Here is a 19,323-nt window from a genome sequence, read left to right on the forward strand (position 1 = left end):
GCGTCGACGTGATCGAACTCGCTGGGCAACAAGTACACGACCGGGTGACGGATTCATCAAGACAAAATTCTTGACCTTGCTCGAGGTAGTGACGGTCCGGCTATCCGTCCACGGTAGCTACCACGCAACTCCGTCACGTCCGCGCGCACTCGCGCCGATCGGGGCATCGCCTTCACGGCATAAGACGATTGATCTGCGGGTTCTCGCGGTAGACGTGGCTGTAGTCGTTGTCGACTTTGGAGGGCCCGACTCCGAGGACTTGATCGTTGGCCGGTTGCGGCTTCCATGGTCTCCTCACGGCCGGCGCAGATGGGTGCCTACCTGCACTGGACCCCGTAGGGGACTTCGACCCCACTTGTCGCACGGTGCCAAAGTTTTGTCGCTTCGCGACGAAGAGCTGTGGAGGTATTTCCGCAATTAATTTCGATAAGTAGCGTCGAAGACATCATCAAGTCGCCGACCTTGCAGGTCGCAATGGTTCATTCGACATGTCGACTTGAGATACAGAAATGATGGGGAGAACCGAAGAAGGAGACTGTGATGATCTCGGCAGATCAATATGCGCGCGATAGCTATGAACGTGAGTTGAAAGCTCACTGGGACGCTAAAACAACCGATGACATCAATCTCCTACTGGGCGCTGATGATGATCTTTACCACCATCACTACGCGATTGGCGATTTCGACCGCTCTATTCTGGATTCCGTAGGTGAGGAGCGAGAGAACGCGATTTTGCGAGAGTTGCATCGAATGGAGAATGATCAAGTCGGACTGATCCTCGACGCCCTCGGTCCTTTGCCGCCCAACTCTCGCGGCATGGATGCCGGGTCAGGTCGCGGGGGAACATCTTTTCGTCTCGCTGGAGCGACGGAGAGCCGAATCGACGGCGTCAATTTTTGCGAACATCACGTCGCGTTCGCCGAGCAGATCGCACGCAAACGCGGTTGGGATAGCCGCGTTCAATTCCACCTCGGGAACATGCTGCAGGCACCATTTCCTGATCACACTTTCGATTTCGTGGTCTCAAACGAGACGACGATGTACGCCGACGCGTACGAAGCAATGGCCGAGTTCTCCCGCCTACTGCGACGGGGCGGTCGCTACGTAATGACCACCTGGTGCCGCAACGACGCAGTCGACCCACGCTCGGACGCGACAAGGCAGATCGATGAACATTACGTATGCCGAATGCACCGCCGAAGCACTTACTTCAAGGCCTTCGCGGCAAACGGCCTGATTCCGTACCGCGTGGCTCAGTACACACACGAAGCTATGCCGTACTGGGAGCTACGCAACAACAGCAAACTCCGCACCGGCGTTGAGGATGCGTTCCTCAGCGGCTACAGCGACGGTTCACTGAACTACCTAGTGATTGCGGCCGAACGCATCTGAGACATCCACCCGGAAACCACAAACTTGAAGGAGCCTGAAATGCCGAACCTCGACGTGGCAGTCCTCGGCCAGCATGACGTACAGCAGCGCCGCTACTGGGATGCCAAAAAATCCGACGATATCAACCTGCTGCTGGGCACTGAAGACGGCTTGTACCACCACCACTACGGAATCGGTGACTACGATCACTCTGTACTCGCTGCACCTGCGGAGCTGCGGGAGTCACTGATCCTGCGCGAACTTCACCGGATGGAGTCGCTGGAAATCAACCTTATCGTCGATGCATTAGGGGAGGTCTCACCGAGCTCTCGTGTCATGGACGCGGGATCGGGGCGAGGCGGAACGACCTTCACAATCGCTGATCGATTCGGCTGCCGGGTAGACGGGGTGAACTACTGCGCTCACCATGTCGAGTTCGCAGAGAAGTTGGCCCGTGAACGCGGGAGCTCGGACCGTGTGCAATTCCACTTCGCAAACATGGTTCAGGCCCCCTTCGAGGACAACACCTTCGATTACATCGTCTCCAACGAAACCACGATGTGTGTCGACCTAGGGGAGGCGTTCACCGAGTTCGCCCGGTTGCTGCGCCCCGGCGGCCGCTATGTCGCAGTCACCTGGTGCCGCAACGACGTAGTTGCTGAGCGTTCCGAGGCATCACGGTTGATCGACGAAGAATATCAGTGCGCTATGCACACCCGCAGTACTTATTTCCAAACTCTGGCAGCAAATGGTCTGGTGCCGTATCACGTTCAGCGATACACCGACGAAGCCATCCCGTACTGGGACCTGCGCAACCAGGCAGCGTTGCGCACAGGTGTCGAGGAACCATTCCTCCAGGGCTTCCGCGAACGCAGCATCGACTACTTGGTTATCGCGTGCGAGCGTCTGTAGCGGTGGCCTGAGATATCCGAGTTATCCACGCGCCAGCGATCCTCGGCATCGGCGCGCCACTTCGTCCTTCTACAAACAATCGAAGGGATTCCGGTATGGCCGGAACGGCTGATTTACCTTTAGAAATGCGACGCAACGGCCTGAACCCGACCGAAGAGCTCGCCCAGGTCCGTGACCGCGACGGTGTTATCCCAGTAGGAGAACTCTACGGGGCCCCGGCTTTTCTCGTCTGCCGTTACGAAGACGTCCGGCGAATCTTCGCAGACTCAAACCGGTTCAGCAACGCCCACACGCCAATGTTCGCAATACCCAGCGGCGGCGATGTGATTGAAGATGAACTAGCCGCCATGCGCGCCGGTAACCTCATCGGACTCGATCCCCCCGACCACACCCGCTTGCGTCATATCCTTGCTGCGGAGTTCTCAGTGCACCGGCTCAGTCGCCTGCAGCCGCGCATCGCAGAGATAGTGGACAGTGCATTGGATGGTCTCGAGCAAGCCGGGCAACCCGCCGACCTTATGGACCGTTACGCGCTACCAGTCTCTTTGCTCGTACTGTGTGAGCTGTTGGGAGTGCCCTATGCCGATCGCGACGAATTGCGAGATCGAACAGCACGCCTCCTGGATCTGTCGGCATCTGCAGAACAACGAGCGGTTGCCCAGCGAGAAGACCGTCGATACATGGCCACCCTGGTTACCCGTGCGCAGGAACAACCCGGTGACGACTTGTTGGGAATTCTGGCGCGCAAGATTGGCGACAACCTCAGCACCGACGAACTTATCAGCATCATCAGTCTGATCATGCTCGGTGGACACGAGACCACAGCAAGCATGATCGGCCTCAGTGTACTGGCCCTTTTGCATCACCCGGAACAAGCCGCCATGATGATCGAGGACCCGAACTGCGTCAATTCCGGAATTGAGGAATTATTGCGGTGGTTGTCGGTCGCCCATTCGCAGCCACCGCGCATGGCAGTAACCGAGGTGCAAATCGCCGGGGTGACCATTCCGGCAGGATCTTTCGTCATCCCGTCCCTATTGGCCGCTAATCGCGACAGCAATCTGACGGACAGACCCGACGACCTCGATATCACCAGGGGAGTAGCCGGTCACCTCGCCTTCGGGCATGGCGTCCATTTCTGTCTTGGGCATTCACTCGCTCGGATGACCCTGCGCACGGCCGTGCCGGCGGTACTGAGGCGCTTTCCCGACCTAGCCCTCTCACCCTCGCACGACGTTCGGCTCCGCTCCGCCAGCATTGTTCTCGGCCTCGAAGAACTACAGCTGACGTGGTGAGAAGCGAGCGGTCATGAAAGTCGTCGTGAACGAGCGGAGGTGTTTCGGCTCCGGTCAGTGCGTGCTCGTCGCGCCCGAGGTCTTCGAGCAGAGTAACGACGGCACAGTCACATTGCTCGTGGACAAACCTTCCCCAGACAACCATTCGCTGGTACGCGCGGCTGCACGTTCCTGCCCAGCTACTGCTATCCGCTTCGAAGAGAATGCGATGCGACAAGAGCCAACCGAATTCAGCTATGACGATCTGCCTGCTCTGATCTCCCGTATGCGGGGAGACGAAAGGCACTCGTTCTCATCCTCATCGACGATGGACGTGCTGTGGGTACTCTACGACGAAATCCTCAACGTATCCCCCGAGAGCCCCGACGACGACGACAGGGACCGCTTCTTGCTGTCCAAAGGTCACGGCCCGATGGCCTACTACGCGGTACTTGCGGCCAAAGGGTTCCTCCGACCAGAGCTCCTCGATACCTGGGCGACAAAGAACTCACCACTCGGCTTCGCGCCGGATCGAACCAAAATCTCGGGTGTAGAAATGTCGGGTGGCTCGCTCGGCCATGGCTTGCCGCTCGCAGTGGGCGTCGCGATGGGACTCCGTATACAAAATCGTCACGCACCGAGAGTCTTCGTGCTCATCGGCGATGGAGAGTTCGATGAGGGCAGCAACCACGAGGCGATGGCTTTTGCAGGACGCGCGCGCTTGAACCAACTGACGGTCATCGTCCTGGACAACGGCACGGCAAGTATGGGTTGGCCGCATGGAATCGATAAACGGTTCGACGGTGAGGGTTGGGACACAATCAACATCAACGGTGCTGACCATGAGGAGATCGCTGCGGCACTGAATCGAGATCACAACGACAGACCGCTCGCGGTGGTCGCCACCGTGACTCGGCAATCGGCCCGTTCGTCCATTCAGCAGAGATGAATCGCCATGAATTCCGCAGACACGCAAGAACCAAAGTCCTTCAACCACACTGACATGTGGACCGCATTCGGAACGACCATGTCTGGTGCATTGGAAACAGACCCCCGCGCCGTAGTTGTGCTGGCCGACATCGGAGCCCACCTCTTCAAAGCGGCCGCGATCGCAGATCCCAACCGCGTGATCAACGTAGGGATCAGGGAACAGCTGATGATGGGGGTAGCCGGCGGGCTCGCCATGTGTGGCATGCGACCCGTGGTACACACAGTCGCCGCCTTTCTCGTCGAGCGGCCTCTTGAACAAATAAAGCTGAACTTCGCCCAGCAAGATGTCGGCGCAGTCCTGGTCAGTTGGGGAGCCTCCTACGACTTGTCGGAGTTCGCCTTCTCCCATTTCACCCCGGGCGATATCACCGTCATCGATTCGATGCCCAACTGGACAGTTCACGTGCCAGGCCATCCACAGGAGGCCGCCGATCTTCTCCTCGAATCGCTACCAGGCGATGGACGGGTCTACCTACGGCTGTCGAGTCAGGTCAACCGTTACCCCCATGCGGTCCGAGGGACATCGTTCACACCTATCAAGTACGGCACCCGCGGAGTCGTCCTCGCAGTCGGGCCCTGTTTAGATGCGGTGCTGTCGGCAACCTCCATGCTCGACGTAACCATCCTCTACGCGGCGACGATTCGCCCCTTCGACGCCACGGGCCTGTGTGCCGCGGTGCAAGCCGTGAACCGTCCGAACGTCGTGTTGGTCGAGCCCTATCTGGCAGGCACCTCGGCGCACCAAGTCTCGTCCAGTCTCGTCAGCCATCCCCATCGGCTGCTCTCCCTGGGCGTTCGACGTGAGATGGAAGATCGCCACTACGGAACCCCCGACGACCACGACCACATTCACGGACTTGACGCCCGTTCCCTGAGTAATTCGATCAATTCCTTCCTCGGCTGAGCACGACCCGCGAGAGAAAGGAATCGGGATGAAGGAATCAACCATGGCACAGACGCAAGCAAGGTTTGATCGGGTGCGATGGGAACCCGGCGTATACGCAATCGTCGGTGCCACCGGAATTGGAAAGAGCGCCGAAGCGAGCAAGTTGGCATTGAGTCACTCGGCTCCGATTGTTGTTGCCGACCGTATCCAGTGTTACTCCGATCTCCTGGTCACCAGTGGTCGAGCGTTCGACGCGAAAGTGGAAGGGCTCAACCGCGTTTGGCTCGACAACCGGACCATACATCAGGGCAACTTCGATCCGGACGAGGCCTTTGACCGGCTGATAAAAGTACTGACCTCGTACGTTGATCGCGGCGAAGCGGTGGTAATGGAGGGCGGTTCGATATCGCTCATTCTTCGATTCGCGCAAACGATATCCAACCTACCGTTCCCAGCTGTCGTGAATGTTATGCCTATTCCTGATAGGCAACACTACTTTGCCCAGCAGTGCGCAAGGGCACGACAAATGTTACGGGGAGATTCAACGGGCAGGAATTTACTCACCGAACTGGCGGAAGCGTGGGTTCTAGGCGATCAGCACAACTTCATAGCCTCGGTTGCGGGTCTGGACTGTGTACTCGACTGGTGCGCCACGCATTCCGTAACACCAGAGGAGTTGGCCAACCGAGACCTCACCACGGAGGTGCTCGACGAACTGGCGGCATCAATGGGTGGCCGGTATGTCGAGCACGGCGTCCTTCAGCAGGAAATATTTTTAAGAACCTTCGGTGCCCCAGGTGTGACCGCCAGATGAGCGGGATCTGGCACACCGACGACGTGCACCTGACATCCGCCGGGGCTGATTTCGGAAACTGCATCCATGCGAAACCGTCCGTCGTTGTCGTGCCACGGACCGTGGCCGACGTGCAGGAAGCCCTGCGCTACACCGCGGCGCGGAACCTATCGCTCGCGGTGCGCGGATCCGGACACTCGACTTACGGGCAATGCCAGGCAGATGGCGGAGTCGTGCTGGACATGAAAAGGTTCAACACCGTCCACGACGTTCGATCGGGGCAGGCCACGATCGATGCGGGTGTGCGATGGAGCGACGTGGTCGCTGCCACGCTCAGCCGCCAGCAAACCCCTCCGGTACTCACCGACTATCTCGGGACCACCGTCGGCGGAACGCTTTCGGTCGGCGGCTTCGGGGGATCGAGTCACGGCTTTGGCTTGCAAACCGACAACGTGGACTCTCTTGCTGTAGTTACCGGATCGGGAGATTTTCGGGAATGCTCCGCCGTATCGAACAGTGAACTTTTCGACGCCGTGCGCGGCGGCCTCGGTCAATTCGGCGTAATCGTCAACGCGACAATCCGTCTGACCGCTGCTCACGAGTCGGTTCGACAGTACAAATTGCAGTATTCCAACCTCGGCGTATTCCTTGGCGACCAACTCCGCGCCATGTCCAACAGACTATTCGACCATGTACAAGGACGAATTCGTGTCGATGCCGACGGCCACTTACGTTATCGACTGGACCTAGCCAAGTACTTCACCCCACCACGAAGGCCAGACGACGATGCGCTGTTGTCATCGCTCCAATACGATTCGTGCGCCGAATACAACTCGGACGTAGATTATGGTGACTTTATCAACCGTATGGCGGATCAGGAGCTTGATCTTCGGCACACAGGTGAGTGGTTCTATCCACATCCATGGGCCAGCCTGCTGATCCCGGCAGACAAGATCGAGCAGTTCATCGAAACTACCAGCTCCTCATTGACGGATGACCTAGGAAACTCCGGGCTGATCATGGTTTACCCGATTCCAACAACACCGATCACCGCACCGTTCATTCCGATTCCTCACTGCGACACATTCTTCATGTTGGCCGTACTTCGAACAGCATCCCCAGGGGCCGAAGCCCGAATGATTGCCAGCAACCGCCTGCTCTATGAACAGGCTCGGGATGTAGGCGGGGTGGCCTACGCAGTCAATGCTGTCCCCATGTCACCGGGAGATTGGTGTACGCACTTCGGTTCGCGATGGCAGGCCATCGCACGGGCTAAGCGTCGCTTCGACCCATACAGGATCCTCGCCCCTGGATACAGAATGTCATTCGACTGATGAACCTTCGACCAATGCCCGCGACTACGGTCTCGGCACAGGCCCGCCCGACCCCCAAGAGCGTCACGGTCTTCTGCGGAGCTATGCCAGGGCGCGGGACCAAATATGGACAGCTCGCAGAGGGGATGGGGCGTGCGATTGCTAGATCGAAGCTGCGCCTCGTTTATGGTGGCGCCCGAGTCGGCCTCATGGGCACCCTCGCGAACGCGGCCTTGGACTCCGGCGGAACCGTCGTTGGCGTGATCCCTGAGAGCTTCACTGCGATACCCGAGGCTGCGCATCATGGACTGACAGAACTACACGTCGTCCATGACATGCACCAACGCAAAGCTCTCATGGCCGAACTCGGTGACGCATTCATTGCCCTCCCCGGCGGTGTCGGAACCGCAGAAGAGTTCTTCGAGGTCCTTACGTGGTCACACCTGGGGCTTCACAATAAACCCTGTGTACTGCTGAACGACAACGAGTATTACCGCCCCTTGCTCTCCTACATCGAGCACGCTGCCGTCGAAGGATTTATCACCCCCGCAACCCGGTCTCGCGTAATCGTCTGCAAAGACATCGAGGGGGCTATCGCGGCCATTCGCTCACCCTAATTAGTGGGACTTCTGCCTGGCCGGTAGATCTGCTCCGTCCTCGGTGCATTCTATATCGCTCACGTTCCACCCAGTTCGTCCGTATACGAAATTTGGAGGCACGTCGATGTCTGTACGAAAATTTCACCTAGGCTGGTTTGTCGGTTTCTTTGCTAACGATTTCACCGGCGACTTCTCGCCGCCTGAAGAGCCATGGGATGGCCGATTCTATGTCGAGATGGCGAAGTCGCTAGAGCGCGCAGGATTCGACTACATGATGTTCGAGGACACGGTGTCGGTACCCGATGCATACGGGCGATCCTTCGATGCGTACCTGAAACACGCCCTGTGGGTGCCGAAACACGACCCAGTGCCGTTGGCGTCGGTGATCGCGGCCGCGACCGACCGCATAGGCGTAATCGCTACGATGTCGACGGCCTTCTATCCCCCATACATGCTGGCACGCACTGTCTCTACGGTCGACCACATCGCTGGTGGGCGCTTTGGATGGAACATCGTCACCACCGGTCAAGATCAGGCCGCGCGCAACTTCGGCATGGATCGTCTGCTGCCGCACGACAAGCGCTACGAGGTAGCACATGAGTACGTCGACCTTGTCCGAGATCTATGGAATTCCTGGGATCGAGACAACATCGTCCGTGACCGCGAGTCAGGGACTTATGTTGCGCCCGGCACTGTTCGGGCAGTGAACCACACTGGGGAGCATTTCCGTTCGGCGGGTCCGCTCAACACGGTGCACCCACCCAATGGGCAACCAGTTTTCGTCCAAGCTGGCGGATCCCCCAAGGGCCGCGACTTCGCCGCGAAGTACGCCGACTCGATTGTTGCCAACGTCAACACCGTGGAGACGATGCGGGAGTTTCGTGACGATGTCCGTAACCGGGCGCAGGCACACGGTCGAGACCCTGACGACATCAAGGTTCTCTTCATCGCGATGCCAGTACTCGGTGCCACTATGGATGAGGCTCAGGCCGCGAATAAACGGAGAATGACCAGCGACCGGGCCATCGAAAACATTCTTTTGCAACTGTCTTTCGTCACCGACATCGACTTCTCTCAGTTTCCGCTCGACGAAGTACCTCCGCAAGACTTGACAACCAATGGCGAGCAGTCATCACTGGAGAGCTTCCTGCAGCACGGTAGCGGTAAAACTCTGCGCGAGCTGACCATTGATTACCTCGCTCCGTCTATCGAACTGGTGGGGACGCCTGATCACGTAGCGGAGCGCATGGGGGAGATCGTCGACGAGGTAGGCGGTGACGGATTCTTGATTTATACCGGGTCGAACTCGCTCACCCGCCGATTCATCGCTGAGATTACCGACGGCCTCGTGCCAGCTTTACAACGAATTGGGCGAACGCGGGTGGGATATTCGTCGGTGTATCTACGTGACAACCTTCGTGAGTTCTAGTTTTGGTGCTCGTTCGCGCCATCTCCCGAGGCCATCCCATGATCAGAAACGCTCCTGGTGGTGCCGGGCTCGTGATCATCGAGCTGCACGTCCCCTATCGAACAGCAATTTAAGTGACAGGAATTTGTGGTGACTGTGGATTACTCTATTCGGGGGCTCGCTCCCAGTGAGGCGCTCTACGTCGACTTGGGAGTTTTCATCGGGTATTCGGTGCGGGCTCGCGGCGATTTGAACATATCGGGGCTCTCGGCGGCATTTGCGACATTGCGACGCTCGTATCCTGTGTTGGCTGCGCACGTGGAGACGATCGATGGAGACCATATGATCGTCAAACCATCCGGTCCGCTGCCCGGCCTCAGCGTGCACACAGGGGATCCCGGTCAGCCGCTGAGCGGGGTGAACCTCAGTGCGGGCCGCGCCCTTTCCGGGCTACACGTCGTCGGCGATTCCGCCTGCGCGAGTGTGACTTTACTAACCCACCACTGCATAGCCGACGGTCGCCATTCTGTAGATTTGCTCAGCGATCTGTGGTCTTTCTACACCGACATTGTGGAAGGAAAGACCCCTGACGCGGTTGTTCATGGCTATCCCGAGTCGCTGGAAAAGCTGTTCTCCGAGAGAGGAATCGACACACCCGATGTCGGCAATGACGAACCATTAGAGTCGGCATTAAACAGGCCGCCGACGGCTGGCTATACCGAGCCACATCGTGCGATGACCCAACTGCGTTGTCGTTTGAGCAGGCGAGTCACGACCGGGCTCATCGACTTCGGACGTCACCATGGAGTTACGGTAAACGGCCTAGTATCTGCCGCTATCATGCGGACCGAGTCAGATCTGAGAAGTGTTCGGCTCGCCGACATCGCCTACCATTTTATTGTGGACCTCAGGCCTCACGTCACACCTGCAGTGGATTCCACCGCGGGAACAAATATTGTCGGCTTCCCCGTCTATCGGGCTACGGCCGAGTCCGTAGAAATCGTGGATCTGGCTCGCAGTTTAAATGAGGAATTGCACATCGATCTCGCCGCCGGCCACCTCCAAAGTGAAGCCCTGACAGCCGCGAAGATGGCAGTGCTGTTGCCTGAACCCAACGAGGTTCGTTGCACCAATGGAGGCACGGTTCCACCATTGCGATCGCCCGCAGGACTCAAACTCGAGGACTGCCGGCCCGCGCCAGCTGGGTTTTCCTTTCCTGTTTACATCGTCCATGGGTATGGCGGTCGACTGAACATCGAGTTTGCTTTGCCGCACGGAGCTTCCCGCTACGACATCGGCCGAGGCCGGGAACGGATCAGAACGCTCGAATCCCACCTTCGTTCCGTGGCGTGATTGACCAGGCACCGGTTCCGTGAGGCCGCGCCACGCAAGGTCAGCGGATCAACCGTTATTCAGACAGTCCCGGTCTCGCAGACGAGGCTCAGCGAAATTCCGCAACGCTTCGGAGATGCGTGGGGCGTTGAGATCGGTGATCGTGGCGAGGTAGACGTTGGCGCGGTGTCCGCGGTGAGCGAGGACGGACAGGAGTTGGAGACTGCGGTTGCAGGTGAGGCGGAGGGTGTCTACGACGCCTTCGAGGGAGTCGATGACGAGGTATGCGGGGGTGAAGTCGTGGGTTGTGGCTTGACCGTTGTCGATCAGAGTTTTGCGTTGGGTTGTGAATCGCCAAACGGAATCCATGATGTCGACAGGGTCCGGGTCGGTGTCCGCGGTGGTCGAGAACGTGGGGGTTCTGGACGGGCCAGTGATCATCCATACGTGCGGAGAGTGGCCGCTGAGGGTGTCGGCGAGGGTGTGTGCGAGGTGCGTCGACGCCGCGGGATCGGCGTTCAGGAGGAGATGACCGTCGCGCTGGGGGTGCCACGTTTTGGTACCCCCAGCGTCGTGCACGTCGATGCGGACAGCGATGTCGGTGTCGGGGTCGTCCAGCTCTGTCAGCATCGTGACGGTTCCTTGTGTTCGAGTAGGGAGGTGGGTCGGCTACGAAGCAATCTGTGCCGTGGGGTTGGTGATGCGGGTGCGGAAGAGGTTGGTGAGCTCGTCCGCTCCGGTTCGACCGTTGTCGGCCATCGGTTCGTTCGCGTAGGAGTTGTGCGAATCGGTGGCGAGCGAGGTGGCGTAGTTGAGCACCTCGTCGAGCACGCGGCCTGGGGTGAGATTATCGGCCAGCCGGTTCAAAAGGGGGAACTCGTCGAGGGGGAGTGCGCGGAGGGTCTTGCGGACCGCGTTGTTGACCTGGCCCACGAGTTTGCCGAGATCGGCCGGTAGAGCCACATAGTTCTGGGCCGCGGCGTTGGTGGAGATCCGCGCTGCGGTGGTGCCGATCGCGATGTACTCGTTGATAGGCAGCTTGGACACCACGGTCCCGATCATCGAACTGAATTGGCTCGCGAAGCTGATGACTTGGGGTGTGAGGGTCGCCAGCAGTGCCGGAACGGCGAACATGTCACCGCGGTGGATTGCATCGGTGAGCTGCGAGACGGTGGTGGCCATCGGGGCGATGTCTGCCCCGGGGATGGTCATTTCTGCGACCTTTGCGCTCAGTGTTGAGACGTTGCCGGCGAGGTCGAGTGCGAGCTGCGGCACGGTGAGCATGTTGCCTGTGGTCACTGCGGTGTTCAGTTTGCCGAGCGTGTCGGTCAGGGGTTGGCCGTCGAGACCGAGAAGCGTGGTGACGACTCCGGCGACCGAAGACGCGGGATCGGTGGCGTCGATCTTCGATCCGAGTTGCCCGATGAACTGTGTGGCGATGGCGTCGTCGGGGGTGTTGCAGTACGTGTCGTCGGGATCGCACACGCTGGCGGTGACGTTGTTGAGAGCTCCGAATCCCTTGGGTCGCGCACCGACGAAGCCGTTGCCGGTGGTCTTGGTTCCGAGTTGAACGCCGGCGGTCGGGCTCTGGCCGGGGTCGGCCATCAGGCCCACGGCAAAGATGCGATCGGCGCTCACCGGGCCCTCGCCGTTTCCGATCTTGCTGGCTAGATCTCCCGCGGCGTCGGCCCCTTGGGAGAAGCCGGTCAGCCCGAACTTGGTGCTCGGGCATTCGGCTGCCTTCTCGGAGATGTGTTGCGATGCGCGATCGATCGCTTCCTTCTTACTGGTTCCGTAGGTCTGGGCCTTGTCGTTCACGATCGTCGCGACGTAGGGAACTGTGTATGTCTGCAGTTCCTGGGATGAGAACTCGGAGTCGAGTGGGTCCACGACGTTGCGGAGCATTCCGACCGGCACATTCGGATCGGCCTGCTCGTTGGTTTCCGTGGTGCCGGGTATGGCCACCAAGATGTTGTCCGGGCATGCCGGAGCACCGGCTTGCGGATCGGCAATGGCGGAGGGAATGACGACGATGCTGGCAGCGACGGCGAGCCCGACTGCGCTGACAACGATCCTCTTGCGTGTACGAGATGCGGTCATGATGTGCGTCCTTTGTAGGTGAGAGCGGGGTTGGTGCAGGTGGACTTCAGCTCGCCAAGGCGGACTCATGGTGTGATCGGGTGTAGAAGAACGTCCGCTTTCCCGGCGAGGGAGTGTTGCCGGTGCGTGCTGCTACTCCGTCGCGGACTCGCGCGACAGCGCGGCTCAAGCGCTGTCGAAGGGCTGCCGGTGAGCAGTTCTCCTCGACGGCGAGCGATGCGAGATCGGCACCTTCGGTGACGAGATATGCACGGATCAGAAGTGAGTGCTCGTCGGCAGTGATGGTCTTGGACTGCACTGCCCATGCAAGAACCGAATGCAATTCCCGTGCCGATACCTCCCCCGGATTGCTGGTCGTGCGGTCATCGGATCCGTCGGCAACCCGGTGGAGCTGGTCGGGTTCGGCCGGCGTTTCCACCGCAGATTCGCAGGTCTTGGTGATCAGACCCAGCGTCCGAAGCGAGAGTGCCCCGGCAATCCCAGTGCCGCCGGGACGGTGCGAAGCGATCACCTCGTAGAACGCGGCGATGGTACGCGAGGCACGTTCTTCGCGGCTGTGATCGGTTCCGTCCAGCCGCGCGTAGCGATGGATTCGGACCAGCTTGGGGAGCATCAACCGGACCAAAACTGTGCCGGCGAGGGCGCTGCCTGCACTGTGCTCGGTGAGCAGAAGGGACAGGGTGGCGTCACTGTCCTGAGCGGCAAGCTCAGCGATGTCGGCCACGGAGCGAGCGGACGACCATGCGGGGTGTCGATCGGCCCACGTGCGGACTTCGCGGCCTGCGAGAGCGTCGACACAGAGATTGGTCCACTCGGCGTTGATCGTCGTAAACAGCGATGTGCTGTATCCGAGTGGGGTGGAGGAATGCGAGGAAGGCTGCGGCGAGGTCACTGGGGCGCTCCTGATAGAGGCAACTGAAGTTCGATCGCCTCTGACACAAACAGCGCCTTATATCCGCTGAGCTGCGGATTCTTACTCGAAAAGGCGGAGCTGTTATACCCGCCGGGTCCGGCGGAACCAGAAAACGGCAGCGCCCCGCGTTCGACATAGACCGCTGTGACCTGCGGTTACACGGCGACGGTGATAACAGCCCGACGAATCGCAGCGGGGCGGTGAAAAAAAGTTCGAGAAATTTCCGGTCGCCTCTGTCACAGACCCGCCCGCGAAGGGATCTACCTGTTCTCAGAAGCCCGTACACGGCGGGCTACCGACAGGAGGACCCCGGATGGACGACCACGATCCGTCGGCCGCATTGCTCTCGGACACCGCTCGCGTGCACTCGGTGTCCGAAGAGATCCGCGGCCTCGCGGCGCAACTCGGCGACAATCCGCTCAGCGCAGAGATCGCCAGCCGCGTCCGCGAGGTCGTGCTCGGTGAGCCGGCCGAGCAGGCGCGGGCAGCGCTCGAACGGATGATGGCGACCCGGGGTCGAGGCGCTCTGCGATTGGTCGACGAGGGCTTCGTACCCGCCACGGTCGAGCCGTCTCGGCACGAGGAGATCTCATGAAGATCCATCTCCGTAAGAAGGGCTCGAACAAGCCGACAGAAGCTGCGCCGGCCACCGAGCTTCATCAGTGGGCCGGCAAGCAAGCGGTCGCGACCAAGGCGATGAAGTGGGGTCTGTTCGCGGCGATCGGCTCCGGAGTGGTGGCACTGGTTCTCGTCTTGGCCGGCGTCGGGTCCACGACGCCGATCCAGAGCAAGGCAAACCCTCAGACGGTCATCGACACAGCCCGCGAAGCAGCAGCGACCGACCTCGCGCAGGACTTCGTGTTGACGTGGTTGCAATCCAAGCGAGGAGACGAGAAAGCCCTCGCGCGCTTCGTCCGCACCGACGGCATGTCGCTTCCGGCTCAGGCGAGCTATACCGCGTCCGAACCTCGAATCGCGAGCGTGAAAGCAATCGACCCGCCGGCGCGAAATCAGGGTCCCACAGGATCGACATCGCAAGGAGGACCGCTACAGGCGGCCGGCCAGAACTACGCGATCGTTGTGTCGGTCTCGGTGGTTCCGATCGGGGCAGACCCGGCGACGAAGCCGGAACGTCGATACTTCTCGGTCCCTGTCGTGTTCGTGGGAGACGACGCGCGGGCTGCAGCAGTCCCTGCTGCTGTGGCGGCCCCGGCAACCGGCGGTGACCTCACACTCGGCTACCGATTCCGAGTCGGCCTCGATCACTCGCTCACCCAGTCGATCAGCCAGTTCCTCTCGGCAATGGTTGCCGGTGCCGGAGAAATTTCTCGCTACACCTCACCCGGCACACCGATCCGTGCCGTCACCCCCGCGCCGTACACCAGTGTCCAGATCACCGACCTCGTCTCGGACACCGACTTCTCGGCGGGTGCGTCCGGATCCCCGGCAGATGGTGCGACGGTACGGGTGCTCGCCACCGCGACCGTCACAGCCACGGACCGAGCGCAGACCTCGACCGTGCAATACCCGCTGACAGCGATCGCCCGGGGTGGCCGGTGGGAAGTATCCGCGCTCGACCCGATGCCGTTGCTCGCGAACTCGACCGGACTCAGCGCAGCAACCCCAACCATTGCGGTGCCGACCTCGACTGGTGCCAGCACTACCTCCTCCGTTCCCGCAGCGCCCGTTCAACCGAACTGACGCTCTGCTCCCCCTATCCGAAAGGTACGAACAATGACCATTACCTCGATCCTGGCCGATCCGTCGTCGACCGTCGTCGCCGAAGGAATCATCGAATGGGCCAACAACAAAGGTGCGGAGGTGCAGGGCCTCATCCGCACTCTCGTGGGCGTCGGCGTCGCCGGGTTCATCGCCGCGATTGCTTTCAAAAGTCACTTCGCCATTGCCAAAACACTGGTGGCGATCGTGGTCGGCGGGGCACTGATCTGGGTGATGTGGAACATCACCGCCGTCAAAGACAGTGTCGGCGACGAGCTTCCCGGCTCCGCCTCGCCACAAAGCAGCGAGGTCGTCGTGGTGCCCGATCCGATCGCGGCGTTCATCTGACACTGCTCGGCCAACTCACGAACACCTCGATTCAACGACCCCCGCAGGAGTGTGACCGACCATGACCGAACAGCAGGCCTCCTCGCGGAGCGTGGTCAAGATGTTCACCAAAGCGCGCAATTTTCCGCAGCTGATCGGCAAAGCGCCAGACGGCCGAAAGATCCCCGGTGGCCCCTACACCCTGACCCAGTTCGTCGGCGCGGGTATTGCAGGCGGACTGCTGTGGCTGACCCAGTCGCTGTGGGCGCAGGGCAGTGTCATCACCAACGGTGTCATCTTCCTCGGTGTCACCGGCGGCACCCTGTGGGCGTTGGGGAGGCTGCCGCAGGGAGCACGGAATCCGATCTCAGTAGTCCGGGGTGTCGGGCGCGCGGCTACCGGGGCGATGTCACCGTCGAGGATCAATGGCGAGCCGATCCGGATCAAACGCCCTCACGCGGTACTGGGGTCGGTGATCATCCTCGACACCCCGCCAAGCCACGACGCTGCTATCAGTGAACCAGCAGTCATCAGAGCATCCAGCGATCGAGTAGAGAACGCCGCGGCACCGGTGGAGCTCGACGACAACGCAGCGCCGGCCGCACCAGCATTCAGACCTCTGACCCAACCGCGGCCGGAGCGAAAGATCGCACCAGCGCCAGCCCGGCCGCGATCGGACGGCGAACGCCAGCGCTCGCAGAGTCCAGCCCTGGCCGAAGCGTTCGGCGTCGCCAACCTGGCACCGGCGAGCAGCGTTCAGCAGCTGCTTGCCATGGCTGCAGCGGCCCCCACCCCGACCCGAGAGAAGGCGTAATGCAACAACCGAACCGGCTCGTCACCTCGAACTTGCGCTGGACCCGCTCCGGAGTCGTCTGGGCGGACTACGTCCTGACCGGAATCCCGTACGGGTACCGGCCGATCGAAGACCGACAGACCGCGCGGGCGATGCACAAGATGTTGCTGCGCGCTCTTCCTGGCGAATCTCTCCTGCTCAGTGTCGCGGTCAGTCTGGACCCAATGACCATCGTCGAGCGCATGGAACGGGGTGTCGATCTCGATCTCCATCCCGCGTGGGCAGACGAATGCGACGCCACGATCGACCGCCTGGAGGAGATCCGACCCGGCCAGCGAATCTACTGGCTGTCCATCCCCCTGGCCAACCACGGCTTCGGTGACACCGTCAAGGCCGCAACGTCCGCCGCATGGTCCTCGGTGGCCGATCTGCTGGGGATGCCGCCCTCGTCGATTCCCGTCGAGGAGAGAGAACGCCGCGCAGCTCAGGCCGCGCAGATCGCCGCGGCCATCCCTGCCTTCTACGATGCGACCCCCGCAACCCCCTCCCAGATGGTGTGGCTGCACCAACATGCTCTGCAGCGCGGCCTCGGCCTCGATACCGACATGCCCACCGCTCTAGATCATCCGGCAGGCACTGCTCGAGGATCCTTCACTGCCGCGCGGCTCGACGAAGGGGCTCAAAGCGATCGCCCCGAATCGGGCTGGCGGGCCAAGGCGCCGACCTTGTCGCGTGTGCTCAAAGTCGACCAGCCGTGGGAGGTAACGCCACCGCCGGCCAGCTATCAGTGCTTCCTGGTGCTCGCCGCCACTCCTTCGGGCGGCACGCTGTTTCCAGGCTCGGAGTACCTGACCCTCGCGGACAACCTGGGCGGCGTCGATGTCGACTGGGCAATTCGGTTCAAGAACTCCGCTGCATCGGAGGTTCTGAAGAAGAACCGCCGCGCCTTGGTGCAGATGAACGATCAATACACCCAGCGAGAAGACGAATTGAGCACCGGCAGCGTCCTCGACGACGCTGCCGTCGCCCTCGCGGAATACAACGCGCTTCTGGAGGCGGACGCAATGGAGATGGAAGTGCAATCCACCACCGTCTTCTGTGTCGCCGCCGCGGACGAAGAGACGGCCATCGCATATCAGCGCGAGCTGGCGAAGGAGTTCGAGGGTTCGACCTACAGGTTGCAGTCACCGATCGGATTCCAGGAGGAGCTGTTCTGGGCAATGACACCCGGCGTGCCGACGCCGGCGATCTGCAACGAGTTCGCGCAGATCACCACATCCGAACATTTCGCCGCGTACGTACCGGTCACCCGCAACGATCTCGGCGACGGAGACGGCCCGCTGATCGCACTCAACATTTCCTCGGCCCGCACTGGCGTCGTGCACCACGACATCGCCAAGAAAGCGTCACGTGACGTTTCGGGTTCGGTGGGAGTGTGTGGCAACTTGGGATCAGGCAAGTCCGGCTACTTGAAAACAACCGGTAACCAGGTCGTCGACCGCGGCGGCCAAGTCATCGTGGTCGACCGGACCCCTCTGGGCGAATACGCACTGTGGGCCGAAGCGATCACCGACGCGGTGGTCGTCGATACCGCAGCACCGGACGTCACGATGGACCCTCTTCGGCTGTTCTCGCCCGCACGAGGAGGGGAAGTTGCGGTGTCTATTCTGTTGCCGCTGTTGCAACTTCAGCCCGACGACCGTTTGGGGGTACTGCTGTCTCAAGTGCTCGAGCCGGAATACCGCGCTCGCTTCGGCAATTTCACTACCCCAGGCCTGGTTTCGCACCTCGAGAAGGACTGCACCCTCGACGGAGCTGCCGAGCTTGCCGGAAAGTTGAAGGTCTACGCGACCAAATCCTATGCAGCAGCGCTGTTTCGGCCGGACCTAGAGCCGTTCAATCCACGCGCAGGAGCCATCGTCTTCCGCACTCACACACTGGAATTGCCCTCGGAGCGAGAAGTGGAGAACGAGCATCTGTTCAAGCAGATGTCGCTCCAGAAGCGGGTAGGGCGAATGATGTACACCCTCATCGCGCAGATCGCCCGCGGCATTTGCTTCGCGGACCCCAACACCCTCGCGGTCTTCCTGCTCGACGAATGCCATCACCTGACGCGCTCGAGCGAAGGTGTCGAGATCATCATCGACTTCATTCGAGACGGCCGCAAACACGACGCCGCGGTGATGCTCGGATCGCACGACCCCGAAGCAGACTTCGGCTCCGAGACGCTGCGAGGGCTCATCCCCACCCGGCTCGTGTTCCGGCAGACGGATCGACGACTAGCGCAAAAATCGTTGAAGTGGCTCGGCGTCGGGGAAGACGATCTCGGACTGCTCAAAGAGCTGATGGAGAACACATCGCCCGTCGAAGGCAAAGACGGATACGTCGCACCGCATCGCCGCGGAGAGGGCTACATGCGCGATCCCGCCGGCAACGTCGGCCGCATCAAGGTCTTACTTCCGGCATCGGAAGCGAGATACCAAGCGGCGAGTACGACTCCGAAAGAATCGACTACCGAGCGCGCTGCGGAGTTGGCGACATGGTGATGTCGAAACGAGTTGTGCGCCGGCCAGGTTCGATTGGCGGCGGCGTC

General features: G+C 60.7%; 18 protein-coding genes. 15 read left to right on the forward strand and 3 right to left on the reverse strand.

The features are described from left to right. Positions 1-540: 540 nt before the first annotated feature. From CH296_RS25870 to CH296_RS25915, 10 genes are all read left to right on the forward strand, one after another. Positions 541-1,392 carry a cyclopropane-fatty-acyl-phospholipid synthase family protein gene (locus tag CH296_RS25870; RefSeq protein WP_015586129.1) on the forward strand — a complete coding sequence of 284 codons (852 nt, stop codon included), beginning with the start codon at positions 541-543 and terminating at the stop codon, positions 1,390-1,392. 39 nt (positions 1,393-1,431) lie between these two features. Next, the gene (locus CH296_RS25875; protein ID WP_032365004.1) at positions 1,432-2,283 is read left to right on the forward strand and encodes a cyclopropane-fatty-acyl-phospholipid synthase family protein; all 852 of its coding nucleotides are present in this window, start codon (positions 1,432-1,434) and stop codon (positions 2,281-2,283) included. A gap of 95 nt (positions 2,284-2,378) precedes the next feature. Further along, positions 2,379-3,578 carry a cytochrome P450 gene (locus tag CH296_RS25880; RefSeq protein ID WP_015586131.1) on the forward strand — a complete coding sequence of 400 codons (1,200 nt, stop codon included), beginning with the start codon at positions 2,379-2,381 and terminating at the stop codon, positions 3,576-3,578. A gap of 13 nt (positions 3,579-3,591) precedes the next feature. Further along, positions 3,592-4,506: a 4Fe-4S domain-containing protein gene (locus CH296_RS25885; protein ID WP_080730063.1), complete on the forward strand. Its 915-nt coding sequence runs from the start codon at positions 3,592-3,594 to the stop codon at positions 4,504-4,506. A gap of 6 nt (positions 4,507-4,512) precedes the next feature. Next, positions 4,513-5,451: a transketolase family protein gene (locus CH296_RS25890; protein WP_015586133.1), complete on the forward strand. Its 939-nt coding sequence runs from the start codon at positions 4,513-4,515 to the stop codon at positions 5,449-5,451. A gap of 28 nt (positions 5,452-5,479) precedes the next feature. Then, the gene (gene fas4, locus CH296_RS25895) at positions 5,480-6,247 is read left to right on the forward strand and encodes an adenylate dimethylallyltransferase Fas4 (protein WP_015586134.1); all 768 of its coding nucleotides are present in this window, start codon (positions 5,480-5,482) and stop codon (positions 6,245-6,247) included. Further along, on the forward strand, positions 6,244-7,560 hold the full coding sequence (locus tag CH296_RS25900) for an FAD-binding protein (RefSeq protein ID WP_032365005.1): 1,317 nt from the start codon (positions 6,244-6,246) through the stop codon (positions 7,558-7,560). The genes fas4 and CH296_RS25900 overlap by 4 nt, the downstream gene beginning before the upstream one ends. A 14-nt stretch (positions 7,561-7,574) precedes the next feature. Continuing rightward, positions 7,575-8,156 (forward strand): TIGR00730 family Rossman fold protein, encoded by a 582-nt coding sequence (locus CH296_RS25905; RefSeq protein ID WP_202902193.1) that lies wholly within the window; start codon positions 7,575-7,577, stop codon positions 8,154-8,156. A gap of 106 nt (positions 8,157-8,262) precedes the next feature. Beyond that, entirely contained in the window at positions 8,263-9,567 is a 1,305-nt protein-coding gene (locus CH296_RS25910) for an NtaA/DmoA family FMN-dependent monooxygenase (RefSeq protein WP_015586137.1), read from the forward strand. Between the two features lie 129 nt (positions 9,568-9,696). Further along, on the forward strand, positions 9,697-10,899 hold the full coding sequence (locus tag CH296_RS25915) for a hypothetical protein (RefSeq protein WP_032365006.1): 1,203 nt from the start codon (positions 9,697-9,699) through the stop codon (positions 10,897-10,899). Positions 10,900-10,947: 48 nt separating this feature from the next. Here CH296_RS25915 and CH296_RS25920 read toward each other — a convergent pair whose 3' ends face one another. Genes CH296_RS25920 through CH296_RS25930 form a run of 3 tightly spaced genes read right to left on the reverse strand, consistent with a single transcriptional unit; the run spans position 10,948 to position 13,870 of the window. Continuing rightward, on the reverse strand, positions 10,948-11,508 hold the full coding sequence (locus tag CH296_RS25920) for a hypothetical protein (protein WP_015586139.1): 561 nt from the start codon (positions 11,506-11,508) through the stop codon (positions 10,948-10,950). Between the two features lie 39 nt (positions 11,509-11,547). Further along, on the reverse strand, positions 11,548-12,978 hold the full coding sequence (locus CH296_RS25925) for a cutinase family protein (RefSeq protein WP_015586140.1): 1,431 nt from the start codon (positions 12,976-12,978) through the stop codon (positions 11,548-11,550). Positions 12,979-13,024: 46 nt separating this feature from the next. After that, positions 13,025-13,870: a hypothetical protein gene (locus tag CH296_RS25930; RefSeq protein WP_015586141.1), complete on the reverse strand. Its 846-nt coding sequence runs from the start codon at positions 13,868-13,870 to the stop codon at positions 13,025-13,027. Between the two features lie 334 nt (positions 13,871-14,204). Here CH296_RS25930 and CH296_RS25935 point away from each other — a divergent pair, with 334 nt between their 5' ends. The 5 genes from CH296_RS25935 (at position 14,205) to CH296_RS25955 (ending at position 19,276) form a co-directional block, all read left to right on the forward strand. Then, positions 14,205-14,486: a hypothetical protein gene (locus tag CH296_RS25935; protein WP_015586142.1), complete on the forward strand. Its 282-nt coding sequence runs from the start codon at positions 14,205-14,207 to the stop codon at positions 14,484-14,486. Beyond that, positions 14,483-15,592 (forward strand): conjugal transfer protein, encoded by a 1,110-nt coding sequence (locus CH296_RS25940; protein WP_015586143.1) that lies wholly within the window; start codon positions 14,483-14,485, stop codon positions 15,590-15,592. Before CH296_RS25935 ends, CH296_RS25940 begins: the two co-directional genes overlap by 4 nt. A gap of 33 nt (positions 15,593-15,625) precedes the next feature. After that, positions 15,626-15,958, forward strand: a complete 333-nt coding sequence (locus tag CH296_RS25945; protein ID WP_015586144.1) for a hypothetical protein — start codon at positions 15,626-15,628, stop codon at positions 15,956-15,958. Between the two features lie 61 nt (positions 15,959-16,019). After that, the gene (locus CH296_RS25950) at positions 16,020-16,751 is read left to right on the forward strand and encodes a hypothetical protein (protein ID WP_015586145.1); all 732 of its coding nucleotides are present in this window, start codon (positions 16,020-16,022) and stop codon (positions 16,749-16,751) included. After that, complete coding sequence (locus CH296_RS25955) at positions 16,751-19,276, forward strand: ATP-binding protein (RefSeq protein ID WP_015586146.1); 2,526 nt, start codon at positions 16,751-16,753, stop codon at positions 19,274-19,276. Before CH296_RS25950 ends, CH296_RS25955 begins: the two co-directional genes overlap by 1 nt. Positions 19,277-19,323: the final 47 nt, after the last annotated feature.

It is taken from the genome of Rhodococcus sp. 14-2496-1d (assembly GCF_002259365.1).
Classification (GTDB): domain Bacteria; phylum Actinomycetota; class Actinomycetes; order Mycobacteriales; family Mycobacteriaceae; genus Rhodococcoides.

What these genes read in the sequence shown, in the direction of transcription:
- CH296_RS25920 (WP_015586139.1), bottom strand. Translation starts at nt 11,508, where the DNA reads ATGCTGACAGAGCTGGACGACCCCGACACCGACATCGCTGTCCGCATC.
- CH296_RS25910 (WP_015586137.1), top strand. Translation starts at nt 8,263, where the DNA reads ATGTCTGTACGAAAATTTCACCTAGGCTGGTTTGTCGGTTTCTTTGCT.
- CH296_RS25885 (WP_080730063.1), top strand. Translation starts at nt 3,592, where the DNA reads ATGAAAGTCGTCGTGAACGAGCGGAGGTGTTTCGGCTCCGGTCAGTGC.
- CH296_RS25875 (WP_032365004.1), top strand. Translation starts at nt 1,432, where the DNA reads ATGCCGAACCTCGACGTGGCAGTCCTCGGCCAGCATGACGTACAGCAG.
- CH296_RS25890 (WP_015586133.1), top strand. Translation starts at nt 4,513, where the DNA reads ATGAATTCCGCAGACACGCAAGAACCAAAGTCCTTCAACCACACTGAC.
- CH296_RS25900 (WP_032365005.1), top strand. Translation starts at nt 6,244, where the DNA reads ATGAGCGGGATCTGGCACACCGACGACGTGCACCTGACATCCGCCGGG.
- CH296_RS25905 (WP_202902193.1), top strand. Translation starts at nt 7,575, where the DNA reads ATGCCCGCGACTACGGTCTCGGCACAGGCCCGCCCGACCCCCAAGAGC.
- CH296_RS25935 (WP_015586142.1), top strand. Translation starts at nt 14,205, where the DNA reads ATGGACGACCACGATCCGTCGGCCGCATTGCTCTCGGACACCGCTCGC.
- CH296_RS25945 (WP_015586144.1), top strand. Translation starts at nt 15,626, where the DNA reads ATGACCATTACCTCGATCCTGGCCGATCCGTCGTCGACCGTCGTCGCC.
- CH296_RS25925 (WP_015586140.1), bottom strand. Translation starts at nt 12,978, where the DNA reads ATGACCGCATCTCGTACACGCAAGAGGATCGTTGTCAGCGCAGTCGGG.
- fas4 (WP_015586134.1), top strand. Translation starts at nt 5,480, where the DNA reads ATGAAGGAATCAACCATGGCACAGACGCAAGCAAGGTTTGATCGGGTG.
- CH296_RS25940 (WP_015586143.1), top strand. Translation starts at nt 14,483, where the DNA reads ATGAAGATCCATCTCCGTAAGAAGGGCTCGAACAAGCCGACAGAAGCT.
- CH296_RS25880 (WP_015586131.1), top strand. Translation starts at nt 2,379, where the DNA reads ATGGCCGGAACGGCTGATTTACCTTTAGAAATGCGACGCAACGGCCTG.
- CH296_RS25950 (WP_015586145.1), top strand. Translation starts at nt 16,020, where the DNA reads ATGACCGAACAGCAGGCCTCCTCGCGGAGCGTGGTCAAGATGTTCACC.
- CH296_RS25870 (WP_015586129.1), top strand. Translation starts at nt 541, where the DNA reads ATGATCTCGGCAGATCAATATGCGCGCGATAGCTATGAACGTGAGTTG.
- CH296_RS25955 (WP_015586146.1), top strand. Translation starts at nt 16,751, where the DNA reads ATGCAACAACCGAACCGGCTCGTCACCTCGAACTTGCGCTGGACCCGC.